The sequence below is a fragment of the Pristimantibacillus sp. Z349TD_6 genome (assembly GCF_056173205.1).
Window position 1 is genome coordinate 3,906,570 of sequence record NZ_CM149662.1, and the last position, 13,325, is coordinate 3,919,894.

Annotated in this window: 12 protein-coding genes; 1 reads left to right on the forward strand and 11 read right to left on the reverse strand. The window is 41.9% G+C overall.

What is annotated here, in order from left to right:
• Positions 1–77: 77 nt before the first annotated feature.
• From AC0VYE_RS16905 to AC0VYE_RS16930, 6 genes are all read right to left on the reverse strand, one after another.
• Positions 78–1,700, reverse strand: a complete 1,623-nt coding sequence (locus AC0VYE_RS16905; RefSeq protein ID WP_475449338.1) for an AraC family transcriptional regulator — start codon at positions 1,698–1,700, stop codon at positions 78–80.
• On the reverse strand, positions 1,700–3,439 hold the full coding sequence (locus AC0VYE_RS16910) for a sensor histidine kinase (RefSeq protein WP_475449340.1): 1,740 nt from the start codon (positions 3,437–3,439) through the stop codon (positions 1,700–1,702). Before AC0VYE_RS16910 ends, AC0VYE_RS16905 begins: the two co-directional genes overlap by 1 nt.
• A 77-nt stretch (positions 3,440–3,516) precedes the next feature.
• The gene (locus AC0VYE_RS16915; protein WP_076266052.1) at positions 3,517–5,106 is read right to left on the reverse strand and encodes an extracellular solute-binding protein; all 1,590 of its coding nucleotides are present in this window, start codon (positions 5,104–5,106) and stop codon (positions 3,517–3,519) included.
• A gap of 65 nt (positions 5,107–5,171) precedes the next feature.
• Entirely contained in the window at positions 5,172–6,041 is an 870-nt protein-coding gene (locus AC0VYE_RS16920; RefSeq protein WP_076266051.1) for a carbohydrate ABC transporter permease, read from the reverse strand.
• Between the two features lie 13 nt (positions 6,042–6,054).
• Positions 6,055–7,002, reverse strand: coding sequence for an ABC transporter permease (locus tag AC0VYE_RS16925; protein WP_441907724.1), 948 nt, complete (start codon positions 7,000–7,002; stop codon positions 6,055–6,057).
• Positions 7,003–7,279: 277 nt separating this feature from the next.
• Entirely contained in the window at positions 7,280–8,044 is a 765-nt protein-coding gene (locus tag AC0VYE_RS16930; RefSeq protein WP_475449342.1) for a DUF4304 domain-containing protein, read from the reverse strand.
• A gap of 244 nt (positions 8,045–8,288) precedes the next feature.
• Here AC0VYE_RS16930 and AC0VYE_RS16935 point away from each other — a divergent pair, with 244 nt between their 5' ends.
• Positions 8,289–9,530, forward strand: coding sequence for an MFS transporter (locus AC0VYE_RS16935; protein ID WP_475449344.1), 1,242 nt, complete (start codon positions 8,289–8,291; stop codon positions 9,528–9,530).
• 375 nt (positions 9,531–9,905) lie between these two features.
• Here the strand turns inward: AC0VYE_RS16935 and AC0VYE_RS16940 are convergent, their stop codons facing one another.
• The 5 genes from AC0VYE_RS16940 to AC0VYE_RS16960 form a co-directional block, all read right to left on the reverse strand.
• Positions 9,906–11,045, reverse strand: a complete 1,140-nt coding sequence (locus AC0VYE_RS16940) for a cytochrome P450 (protein ID WP_475449346.1) — start codon at positions 11,043–11,045, stop codon at positions 9,906–9,908.
• A gap of 24 nt (positions 11,046–11,069) precedes the next feature.
• A complete protein-coding gene (locus AC0VYE_RS16945; protein WP_475449348.1) occupies positions 11,070–11,669 on the reverse strand; it encodes a TetR/AcrR family transcriptional regulator in 600 nt (199 codons plus the stop codon).
• Between the two features lie 228 nt (positions 11,670–11,897).
• Positions 11,898–12,458 (reverse strand): hypothetical protein, encoded by a 561-nt coding sequence (locus tag AC0VYE_RS16950; RefSeq protein WP_475449350.1) that lies wholly within the window; start codon positions 12,456–12,458, stop codon positions 11,898–11,900.
• Positions 12,422–12,535 carry a hypothetical protein gene (locus AC0VYE_RS16955; RefSeq protein ID WP_475449352.1) on the reverse strand — a complete coding sequence of 38 codons (114 nt, stop codon included), beginning with the start codon at positions 12,533–12,535 and terminating at the stop codon, positions 12,422–12,424. The genes AC0VYE_RS16950 and AC0VYE_RS16955 overlap by 37 nt, the downstream gene beginning before the upstream one ends.
• Before the next feature lie 80 nt (positions 12,536–12,615).
• Entirely contained in the window at positions 12,616–13,185 is a 570-nt protein-coding gene (locus AC0VYE_RS16960) for a cysteine hydrolase family protein (protein WP_475449354.1), read from the reverse strand.
• Positions 13,186–13,325 lie beyond the last annotated feature (140 nt).

Consider the following 13,325-nt stretch of genomic DNA (forward strand, 5'->3'; position numbering starts at 1 on the left):
TCCTTCTATCATGGTAATTGTTTTGATCCCTTTTTTTTTACATGATTTCGCGAAAAAATCATACATTCTTTGCAACCTTATTTGGATTCGTACCGTGTCATTTTTATCCGGTATTGCTTAGGTGTCTCACCCGTATACTCTTTAAATAGTTTGCAAAAGTAACCTTCATTTACGATTCCTACTTCCTCGCACAATTCCAATAAAGAATAATCCTGAACATTTAACAGCTCTAGAGCTAATTGGATTTTTTTACGGTTGATGTAGCTGATCACGCCTTCGTTCATCGTTTTTTTAAATAAGCTGCTAAAATACGACGGAGCCAAATTTACATCCTCGGCAATAGCCTCCAGCGTTAAACGCTGTTTCAGATTTTTCTCTATAAACTGCATAGCACTCATGATTTCTGCACGATGTAATAGTTGTCCAGCATGTACATATTCGAATGTGAAGTCGCCAATATAGGCAAGCTGGTCCTGAAATGCCATAAATTCCATGGGGAATTCAGCTGCTTCTGTGGCCAGCTTGTTCCCTGATTTAAACTTCAACGTAATGTCTCTATACAAGTCTCGAAGCATGGGTGCCATGATAGACTTTTGGATTTTATGGTCTGAAATAAATTGGTTCAAATCAGCAAGTTCTTTATCCAGCTCTTCCTTGGAAATCTTCCTTTTCAACCATATAAGAAAATCAGCCAGCTTCTGCTGAAATTCTGCTTTTTTGTCATTATGGTATTGGAACCGATGCATGGGTGTTTTTACGACTTTCTCAGTATGATAGTAGAAATCCTCACTCACATTTTTAGCTTCCGTGTACGCTTGTTTGATCGATTCCCAGCCTCGATGCGGACCTCCGAAAGCGACGGATACCCGTTGATTCAAATATTGTTGCAAATGAGAGACGATCTGCCCTCCTAATGATTGGCAAGCATATTCCGTTTCCATATCACTGCGGTTATTTTCCCAGGAAAGAAAGCCAATAAAACGATTATCGGACAGATCCGCAGCTACGCCGCTTCCACCATTCATCACCGTTTCCTCGATTACATTCGTCATCGCATATTTCAAGATGTTTTGATCAGCTGCTGAGTATTCGTTCCGGAAACTTTCATACGTATTCATTTCAACAATGAAGCAGCAATAGTTGGCTTGAAAGAAATGGAACTGCATGCGATTGGCAAAATCCGATGCCCGATGGGAAGGAATTTCGCCTCTGATCAGTTCGTTAAAAAATTGCTTGCGGACTCTATATTTATTTTCAAGCACGGATACGTTTAACGATTGAAATTCCGCTTCTTTTTTCTTCACCTCATTTAAAATCCCAGCCGCCTTAGATAAGGCCCGATCCAAATCCGCTTCCCTCAGCGGAACTTTAACAATGTACTCCAATACGTTGGCATGAATAGCTCGCTGAGCGTATTCAAAGGATGAATAGGCGGTCAAAAGGATGTATTGGGTATGGGCGAGCTCCGGCTTTAGCTGCTCAATCATGGAGATTCCATCCATTTTCGGCATAACGATATCGGATATTACGATATCCGGCTTAAGCTTTAAAATTTCCTCAATCCCATTCAGCCCATTATTCGCTTTTCCCACTAGAACAAATCGCTTATCCCTATGGGAGAGCTCGTTAAAAAATAATTCCAATCTTTGAATGATTAGGTCTTCATCGTCAACAATGAAGCAGGTATAGTTTCTCACCATTATGTTTCTCCTTTTAGCAAGTCTGCTGGGAATATGGCGCGTACACGGGTTATTTTCTTAGGTATGCTAACGATTTGGAGCCCGTATTGTTCTCCATAGTGAAGTCTAATTCGGCCATGAATATTATTTAAACCGATTCTTTTCCTTTTCACTTCCACATCACTCGGTTCTGAAACTAAAATACGCTTTATTTTATCAGGTGGAATTCCCTCGCCTTGATCAATGACTTCGATGATGACGATGCTGCCCTCCCTGTACGCATGAATCGTTATCGGGCCTTCGATCCCTCCTCCGTTATAGCCATGGAAGATGCTATTCTCCACAAGGGGCTGCAGCAGCATTCGAAAAACGGGGAAATCTATTAACCCTGCTTCGATATTTTCAATCAAGTGGAAGTTTCTGTTATAGCGGATGTTCTGGATTTCGATATAGTCCGTTACATTTCGTAACTCCTGGTGTAGCGAAACCTTCTCTGAAGCGTCATCAATCCCGTATTCCAATAATGAAATGAGCGATCCGATCACCACATCTACTTTCTCTATTTGTCCGAGACGAATAACATTGCTGATCGAACCAAGCGTGTTATACAGAAAATGAGGGTTGATTTGAGACTGCAGCACTTGAATCTCCAATTTCCTCTCAAGCTCATTATGAACCTCCGCTCGTCGTATCAATTCTACAATTTGCTGCAGCATACGGTCGAAGGCTCGGGAGAGATCTCCGAACTCATCGTTTCGGTTAATCGTTATTGTCGTTGTAAGGATGCCTTGTTCCACTCGTTTCATTTTTGATTTGAGCGCAAAGAGCGGAGTCCTTATATACTTGGCAATAAAAAAAGAAACGAACAAACTTAAGAGAAGACCTGCGGCTAGAAGCTCGATATAATAGGTTTCCAATCTGGACAAGGCGGCTTTCAAGCGTGATTCATCATTGATCGAGATAATGGTCCAATTGAATTTCTCCGTCGGTTTTTTCAATAGGGAGACCGGCAGGCCATCCTTGGTATGCAGTTGAAGGGTTGTTTCTGCCGTATCCAGAATTTGTTCTGCTGACGTTTCCCCGATTGAAAAAGTATGATCTTGAACATTCAGCGGTCCTCTATTTTCCGAAAATCCGGCAATGATCTTACCCGATGCGGTGATCAGAGCCAAATTCATTTGTTCCTGCTTATTAATCTTGAACAAGGTTTCTTCAATAGCATTTAGATCCAAATCTACGGCAATGGCCATCGGAAATGGAGCGCCATTCAGATATCGAACCATCGTAACTGTCCAGCCGGAATACTTTGATTTGTAAGGATCACTGACGAAGGTCGTCCTTCTGTTCTTGTCGGCCGCATGAAATAAAGGCTCTCTTTCCGCTAACGGTTCATCAAAAATACGGGTAGGCGTGCTTCCGCCTACAATGGATAAATCGCTTTTGATCAAATAAATATTACTGACGTAATTGCTGTTGAGTTCATATAGCTCTCTTAATTGCTTTTTGATTACTTCCGTATTGTCTAAGTTGGCTTTCACCGATGTTTCGACCGAGAACAGGATCGTCTGGAAGGAGGAAAAATTAACGGTGAAATACTGATCGACCTTGTCAAGTATTTGATTGGTGTAGAAGATGTCATTGGTTCTTATTTCCTTTTGGACATAGCGATAGGACAATTGGCTTATCAAGATTATGCAGCCTAATACAAACGCAAACACGATAAAAAATAATTTTAAAGGCAAGCTGATTCTTCTTCGCATTGCGCATCTTCCTTTTTGAGTCTGTATTAAAATGACAATAAAGAGAGGGGCTACGAATAGCCACTCTCTTCGTTCATTTACTTGATTAAGCCTGCTTCTTTAAATTGCTTGATTGCTGTTTCCTTATATTTCTTCATGTCAAACTTGGTATCCAACGTTTGGAGGAAATTGTCCCAATTGGATAGAGGGTCTTTGCCCGTCATAAATTTGACTAAGCTTTCATTAATGAAACGCGAACGGTCAGTTGCCAAGGTATCGCTAGGGTCTGCGGTCAATAAGTTTCCAGGCAACGTTGGCCCCACATATTGCTGATTGTTCACGAAAGCTTCTGCCGTCTTAGGATTCTGGAAACTGAAGTACTCGGCATCGTCACCACGGCGCGGCATTCTGTAATGATCGACCCATAAGTACTTTTCTTTCATTTCCTTCGATAATTCGGACGTTTTATTTTTGATCTTGCCGTCCACTACATCCCAATGAATTCCTTTGATTCCGTATGCAAAATTCGGATAGGCTTCTTCGTCCGTAAAGAGATAATTCAGCATGGACAAGATCCGAATGATTTTGTCCTTATCCGCTTTCTTGGAGATGGCCCATGAATTGCCTTGGAACGATTTTCTCTCTACGATTTGATCGCCGTAAGGACCTACCATTGGAGGAATCACGATCCATTCCGGCACCTCTCCGCTGATTTCTTTCATTTTCTGCTGATAATCCGGCTCCAGCCTGCGCGCATCCCTGATCATGAAGCCGACTTTCCCTTTAAATAGCTTTTGGTCCAACAAATCAGGCGAGGTCATCGTCACCCAATCGGGGTCTACCACATTGGCTGCCATCATTTTATTAATGTAAGCAAGCGCTTCTTTCATTTTGGGATCGATAAATAGAAATACCGGTTCATTATCTTTTACTTCAATGGCTGATGGAGGATTGACGCCAAACATCCACATCAAGCTATCGAAGCCGTAAGTTTGCAAACTGCCCTCTTTATTCATGCCGCCGATGAATCCGTACGTATCGTTTTTGCCGTTTCCGTCCGGGTCTTTCTCTGTAAAGGCTTTCATGACTTCAAACAGCTCGTCAGGTGTCGTTGGCACTTCCATATTCAGCTTTTTCAACCAATCATTGCGGATGAAGAAGCTTCGACTGATACCGTTTACATTATCATAACCTGGAACTCCAATGGTTTTTCCTTGATAGGACATCGCCTCCCAGGAGTCGCTGCTAAAACGTTTCTGAAGTTCAGGGAATTGATCCAGATACGGTGTCAAATCCGCAAGAACGCCTTGGTCATAATATTGCGCGAGATCGGACCGACTCTTCAAGAAAAGCAAATCTGGGATATCACCGCCTGCAATAAGCGTATTTAGTTTGGTTGTTGATTGCCCAGCCTGAGGAATCGTCATATCCAAGTCGATGTTCATTGCCTTCTCCAGCATTTGCCGTTGAATGTCTTCATCGCGTGGAGGAATCGGAGCAGCAGCGTTGAACGTGCCTTGGTTAAACATCGTGATTTTCATTTTTTTCGCAAACGGGTTATCCGTAGATGGTGAACTGCTCGAAGCTGTAGGCTTAACCTCCTCTTCTTGATCCCCACATCCCGACAATAGCGTTCCGAGCCCTACAATAGCAGCCAGAATGGCAAATGATATCTTTGTTCTTTGCATATTGACCTCTCCTTTGCTTGTATATTATCACGGTTTCCCGTAACAACCTAGATAAGATTTGCTTTTTAACCTTTAATCGATCCCATGAGCATACCCTTGGTAAAATGCTTTTGCATAAATGGATACACGATCAAAATGGGGACTGTAGTCACAACAACAGCGGCCATTTGAACAGCGAACTGGCTAACCGTTCCGGTATTGGCCATCGACTCAGCACTTTGATTTGCAATGTTAAGCAGAATGTTGCGCAAGACAACTTGAAGTGGCATTAAATTCGCATCATTGATATACACAATCGCATCGAAATAACTGTTCCAATGCCCTACTGCGTAAAATAGGGAAATCGTGGCGAGGACAGGCATGGAAAGCGGTAAAATGATTTTCCATAGCGACTGAAGTTCACTTGCGCCGTCAACTCTCGCCGATTCCTCAATTTCAGCAGGCAATTGTTCAAAAAAGCCTTTAATGATCACCAGATTAAATGCACTAATGAGATGCGGAATAATTAAAACCCATGGACTATTTAACATCCCCAAAGAGCGGATTAACAAATAAGTCGGAATTAATCCCCCGCTAAACATCATGGTAAACACAATGAATAATAAAAACGGACTGCGTCCCGGCAAATATTTTTTGGATAACGGGTACGCCGCGATTACCGTAAAAAACACATTTAACGCCGTGCCTACAATCGTTCGGAACAGCGTTATTTTATACGCCTGCCCTATACCATTAGAAATGAATACTTCCTTATAGGCTGCAAAGGTAAAGGATTCTGGTATAATCACAATCCCTCTTCTTAAAACTTCCGATTCCGGTGTTACCGAAACAGCGACCACATATAAAAAGGGTAGCAAGCAAAGCAGCGATAGCACAATAAGAATAAAATAAACGGTTGATTGCCATGCCTTTTCCCCGATCGTCAGCTTAACCATATCTCATACCACCTCACCAAATTTGACCATCGAATTTTTTGGCAATCTTGTTTGCAGCCAATACTAAAATAAATCCGATGACAGCTTTAAACAATCCCACAGCAGTTGCGAGGCCAATCTTAAGACGCTCCAGCCCCTCGCGGTATACCCATGTGTCGATAATATCGATTTTTTCCTGGTTAAAAGTATTGGCAAACATGAAGATTTGGTCAAAACCAGCGTCCAGAATATGGCTCAATTTAAGAATGAGCATCAGAATAATGACTCCTCGAATGCCGGGCAACGTTACATGCCAGAGCTGTCTCGATTTGGAAGCGCCATCCATTCGAGCTGCTTCATATAAGCTTGGGTCAATCCCTGATAATGCGGCAAGGTATAGTATCGCTCCCCAACCGATGTCCTTCCATATTTCAGACGAGATGACCAGCAGTCTTCCCCAAGCAGGCTCCGTTAAGAAGGAGATGGGATCAAAACCGTTTTCCTTCAAAATCATATTAAAGAGGCCATCACCCGGAGCCAACAATGCAACCATCAATCCATAAACAATGACCCAAGACAGAAAATGGGGTAAATAAGTAATGGTTTGTACGATTTTCTTAAACCATTGGGTATGAACTTCATTAAGAAGCAAAGCAAGTGCGATGGGAGCGGAGAAACCGAACAATAGCTTATACAACGATATAATTATCGTGTTTCTCATGATGTCCCAGAAATAAACGCCGTTAATAAAATCTGTAAAATTTTTAAATCCGACCCACGGGCTATCCCATAACCCCAAAGCCAGATTGTAGTTTTTAAAAGCAATAATGATTCCGGCCAATGGGATGTATTTGAATACGGCAAAATAAACCAATGCCGGAATTAATAGAAGGTACATCACTTTATACTTTTGTATGGTCCTTAACCACGAATTCCGCTTTTTGGAGAGGGGAATAGCTTCCGCTGCCAATTTCGATTGCATGTCATCACCTCTTCTTTATTTATATTTGTATAATAGCACCCCCCTATCTGATAAATTTCTGTCATTTCAAGAATTTCTTATAAGATATTAAGTAAGTGGGCCTTCGATAGTTCTAAGTAAAAGATTTCTACTGAGATCTGCCAAATAAAGTAATTCTCTACTGTGCTTTACAACGAAGGTGAAGGCGCCAATCGATTATTTATCCCTTAAAAATAAAAAAAAACCGCCTTATAGGCGGCAAAACTTCTATTTGCACTATTCATCTGTTCGTATCAGATCAGAGGTGTTTATCAAATTCCACATCGTATTTATTGAAGATGGCCTTATATTTATTTTCGAATATAGTCCATCGCTTTTCTGTTCCGTACTTTTCCTGCAATGCCTTCAAATAATGTTTAGCCGCTGCTATATCATTGGATTGTAACAGTAAATGAAAGCTCTCTTCACCCAGATGTAAAAAAGGACCTGAAGTGTAATAATCAACAACGGATCTGGCACTGGTCATCGTATCATAGAAATGAATAACCTCTTCTACTCCACTTAAAAGCATTTTTCTTAAATCATCCATATTCGTATCAGGAGTGATTGAAAATCGATCTGGAACAGACTCAACAATTTCTCCAATTCTTGCTCGGAAGTGACACTCCGCTTCTTGTGGAGCAGTCAGAATTTCCCTCGATTGTATCAGTGCCAAATCCGGTGCATAAATACCGCAGTTTACATAAAACATTACATTGTCCGCTGAATTGCCAGAAGACTTTTGAAAATTGAACATGTAGATAAGGTTTTCTGTCGTCTTATTGAAATTCAAACTCTTCTTCACGAAGCCACGCTTGGAAAGGAAAGGCTTAACGTCAAGCTTAATCATATCGTTAAATAGCTGCTGCAACATGATCCCTCCTATAAGATTAATCGTTTCCATTACAATTTTGTTAAGAGTTTCAAAGATATTTTCTTTTATTATGTCTACTAAATACTTCTGCAAATAAAACGGAAGATAATTATTGAATATTACTTCATAATTTTCCGCTTGTCCAAACATAAAATTGATTTGCTAATGAATTTTCTCCACATAGTAAACAAATTATTTTACAAAGTATTTGTTGACACTGAAATAATTGTGTAATACATTTGTTTATATACTTTATATACATATATATTTATAAAGTTAGGAGTGAAAATGGATAGGTTTATGATGGGTGGTCTTTGCAATAGGTTAGGCTGGCATCTGAGAAAGAAATGTATTTGAAGTAAATACTTAGTAAGCGAGTTAGAGGAGAATTTAGATGGCTTTATTGCTCAAAAATCGGGGAGCCATGCTGCTTCTGATGTTTAATTTATTTTTGGTCTTTGCTGGTATCGGACTGGTCATTCCCGTTATAACTAAATACATCACAATGCTTGATATTAACGGTAGCACTGCCGGCTTGCTTACCGCCTCCTTCGCATTTACACAGCTGGTTTTCTCACCACTGGCGGGACGGTTATCCGATTCCTTCGGACGCAAGCGCATCATTGTTGCTGGAATGATGGTCTTCGCTTGCGCCGAAGTTATATTCGGTTTGGCTGATTCTGCTCTGCTGCTCTTTGTCTCCCGGATGATGGGCGGCATTAGCGGAGCGTTCATCATGCCCGCAGTTATGGCCTATGCGGCAGATGTTACTACCGAGGAAGAACGTGCCAAAGGGATGGGATTTATCAATGCTTCCTTTTTGACTGGCTACATTATTGGTCCTGGTATTGGAGGCTATCTTGCGGAGTTCGGCATTCGCGTACCGTTCTATGCTGCCGGGATTGCCGGCCTGGTCGCTGCAGTTCTTACAACAGTTGTTCTGCGGGAATCAATGCCATCTACTGTAAAAAAAGATGAGATTAGCGAAGAGGCAATGTTTAATCGGGAGCCCCAAAAGAGTCTGCTCCAACAGCTGCGTTTCGCATACCGCGAACCCTATTTTATAAGCTTGATCCTTGTTTTCGTCATGTCCTTTGGGCTTGCCAATTATGAAGCAGTATTCGGCCTCTTTGTCGACCATAAGCTCGGCTTCACACCGAAGGATATTGCCTTCATATTCACCTTTGCCTCCATTGGAGGCGCAGTCATTCAGTTATCCATTTTCGGCTGGCTCATCAACCGTTTCGGCGAAAAGCGAGTCATTACACTTTGTCTGCTCGCTTCAGGGGTGTTCGTCCTGCTGACGTTGTTCGTTCATCAATATTGGCTGATTTTTGCAGTTACTTTTGTTATATTTTTGTCCATTGATATTTTACGCCCCGCTATCAGCACGCAAATGTCCATGGTCGCGCAAGAACAGCAGGGATATGTGGCAGGACTTAACTCTGCCTTTACCAGCCTGGGCAATATTATCGGACCGATAGCAGCCGGAATACTGTTCGATGTAAATGTAAACTTTCCATATGTGGTTGCCGGAATCGTCCTCATACTAAGCTTCGGGCTTACTCTGTTAACAGGAAACAAGCGTGTACAGCGTACGAGTAATTTAAGAAAAGAGCGGAATGCCGGGCTATAGATTGTGTGAAGAACCTTGAAATTTCGTGGAGTGCCTCGTTGGTAATAACCAAGAGATTCGGAATCAATTATATGTTACTGTTCTCTTTCACCAGACGAAATACATGAAAAACAAAGACCTACCATCTCTGTCTCTTATTATCTTTACAATAAAAATGGACATATCCGCTCTTCTAAAACGGATGTCCATAAATGGTGTATAACACAATATGAAATTACAGTAGCTTAGACTTTTCAAAATCTGCCCCTCAATATCATCCAGTGAGGCTGCCGTGTAATATCGGCAGCCTCGTCTTATCGTAGAACCAATGATTATATAAGCTATACGACTTCCTATCGGTGTTGAATATGCAATAAAGCGCCTGTTAAAGTAAGGTTATTTCGTCAGAACCAGTGGCAAATGATTAACCCCGAACATCATCCAGCTGTCCAACCGCTCCAGCGTGTGCGAACGATCTCTTGCGTAGTCAGGAAACCTGCTAAGAAGTGTTTGAATGGCGATCTTGCTCTCCAAGCGGGCAAGCTGAGAGCCCAAGCAGAAGTGTATGCCGTGTCCCAATGCCAGATGCGGATTCGGGTTGCGATGGATATCGAATTGTTCTGGAGTATCAAATTGGTCTCCATCATGATTGGCCGACCCGATCCAGAGGTTGACCATTTGTCCGGGCGAAAGCGTTTGGCCGTGCAGAACAGTCGTCTTTTTAACGATTCGAATCATCGTTTGAACGGGAGAGCAGTAGCGCAGCACCTCTTCGATGGCTTGCGGAATCATGGAAGGTTCCTCGATTAGACTTTTCCTCGCCTCTCTGTCGCTATCTAGGCACAGTAAGGCTGACGTTATAAGATTGGTCGTCGTTTCATTCCCCGCCACCAGCAGCAGAATGCAGAATCCGATGATCTCCAAGTCACTTAATTGCTTGCCTTCGACCTTTGCATGAACGAGATTGCTGATGAGATCATCCTGCGGGTCAAGCCGTCTTCGATTCATGATGTCAGAGAAATAGTCGCTCATTTCCTTCTGACATTGAAAATAACGTTCGCCGTCATTCCCAACTAGCGAATCCGACCATTCCTTGAACCGGTCGCGATCCACGGACGGAATGCCCAGCATTTCGACGATGACGATGATCGGAAGAGGACTCGCATAATCGAGAAGCGCATCCATCTCCCCCTTCTCTTCTGCTTGATCGCACAATTGCTGCGCAATCGATTCAATTTTCGGTGCGAGCGCTTCGATTGCCCGAGGCGTGAAAGCTTGCGAAACGAGCATACGCAGCTGTCGGTGTTTAGGTGGATCTTGCCTAAGAATGCTTGAGTTGATCGGCTCCATGGCGCTTTCCGTCCCTTTTGAAGAATAATGCTCATGATCGGCAAATATCTTCTTTACATCTTCGTACTTGTACACGTCCCAAGTATTTTTCTCCGAATTGAACATGACAGGGGAAGAGTTTCGCATTTCTTTAAACCAAGACAAAGGTATCAGTTCGCTATCTGTTTTCCAATTCATACGTCGCATCGCCGCTTTCCGCTTAGAATGAAATCAGTTCAACATACCATCTGGCTTGCCGCCTGGGGTCAAAAACAATCCGGTCGTAATAATCTGATAAAGAAAATGTTCAAGATCGTCGCGGTTCATACTACTGCCATAGGTTAGAAAGTAATCGCAGGAACCGTTGAGCAATCCGACAATCCCCGCAGCAGCCAAGCTGCAATTGACATTGATCATTACCCCCTCTTTCCGGCTTCCTTCGAGCACCTCTGCTATAAAACGAATATAGCCGAGACTCAGTTCATTCAATTCCTCTAGTACTTCCTGATCGATTCCGTTCGACAATTCGTTGAACACGATATGTGCGAATCCGCTGGAATCCAGAAACAAGTCGAGATTGTGCCGGATGATTCGCCTGATTTGCTCTTCCAACGAAAGATCAGTTTGCAGCTCATTCCGTATTCGATCGGTAATGACCTGCAGTCCATCCATTACGATCGTCTTAAACAGCTGTGCTTTTCCTGGAAAATGATAATACAGCGTCCCTTTGGCGACTTTTGCTCTAAGCGCGATATCGTCCATACTTGCTCGGTGGTATCCATTCTCCGAGAAAACATCTATTGCTGCTGACATGATTTTCGTTTTGCTCAATGCGTAATGTCTCTCCTTTTCGTAATAAACTGACTAGTCAGTACAACTAATATGTTTATGCTAACACTTGGTAAAATGATTGTCAATCATAATTGCCTTTTTCGGTATTCGGTACTAATTCATGACATAGCACATTGCTAAGTATATGTACCGAAAAAAACAAAAAAACCACGATATACGTGGTTTTTAATAGCTTGTCTTCTATTTATGCATGCTCAAGAGATCCGTTCAGATTTCTATTTTTTCAAGTTTTTCAAAAACACCATCAACCCATTCTTGGTCTTCCCATCGTTTTGAATCATGAAGTTTTCTAACAGCGGGATGTCCAGTTACAATCGTATCTACACCATCTTTGTTTCCAAAGTACAAATCAACGATTTTTAATATTTTATTTTCTGTTTGAACTAGCATCTTAAAGCTCATACCAGATCCTTGGTTCGAAAAAGGTAAATTTACATAGTAGAGATTTTCATCTAGTTGCTTGAATTCTGCTTCCGTAAATTCATTTTCCAGACCGAAAATAACACTAAACTCTCCTTTTAATTCTTTTCTTTGTTCTAGCTCTAGCATTTTATTTGTGTATTTTAGAAGATTCTCGTTAGATATGTAATTTTTAAATGTGACTGCTTTTTGTTCTGCAATAGCACCGGTATACAAATTCACAAAAGCTTTTCCAAATGTGACAACGGTTTCTTGATCGTCATCACTAATTTGATCTCTTTTAATTGAAAATTGCAGATTGGCTAGGTCACTTAATATTTCCGCTGCTGATTTCTCTGGTAGTTCCAAAGAAGCACGGATAATATCAAGAAGGCTACTGGCTTAATAATATGATCATATCGTTTAATATGAGTCTGTTCGTGCAATAGAATATAGCTGCGCTCCTCATCATGAAGCCCATTAGGTAAATAAATCTTTGGTCGTGGAAATAGTGATGGCCTTCTGTCTATTCTAAAGTATTAATCCACGCATTGACGCTCAAAACATCGGCTTGTCGTGGGAACACCTTCTCCATAAGTACACGGTGAACCTCCGGATCAGCATCCAGACAAGCATCTGAAAGCACACTAATGGTAAAATCTTTATCTGCTGCCTCTCGCAAAGTGGAAAGAATAACCCCGCTTGTAACGATACCACTGAGTATCAACGTGTCAATTTGGCGGGCACGGAGGATAACTTCAAGGTCGCTGCCAGCGAATGCACTAACGCGACGCTTCGTAACAATCGGCTCACCTGGCTGAGGCTGTAAAGAGTCATGAATTTGTGTAGCTGTATCATCTATGGTCATGCCGCCAAATTCAGCAATTCGCGAGAAAGACTTGTTGCGAGGACTGATCTCTGGATAACTTTCACGGAAGGCGACCCTCACAAAAATAACCTGTATGTTATTTTGACGTGCTGCATGTAATGCTTTCTGAAAAGGAACAAGTGCCTCCTCGTTATCTGAGAAACGGGAAACAAACCCGTTCTGCATATCCATTAGCAATAGTGCGGTAGTAGCATGTTTATTTTGCATAAGGTGTACGCTCCTTAATTTGATTTGTAGTCTCCTATTTATATATCAAAAATAAACGGAGAGGTCTCCATTTAATTCTAAGTGGAGGACTCTCCGTTTGTCAAGGCGGGCCGTAAATCAAACCAGGAATAGCTTCTCCT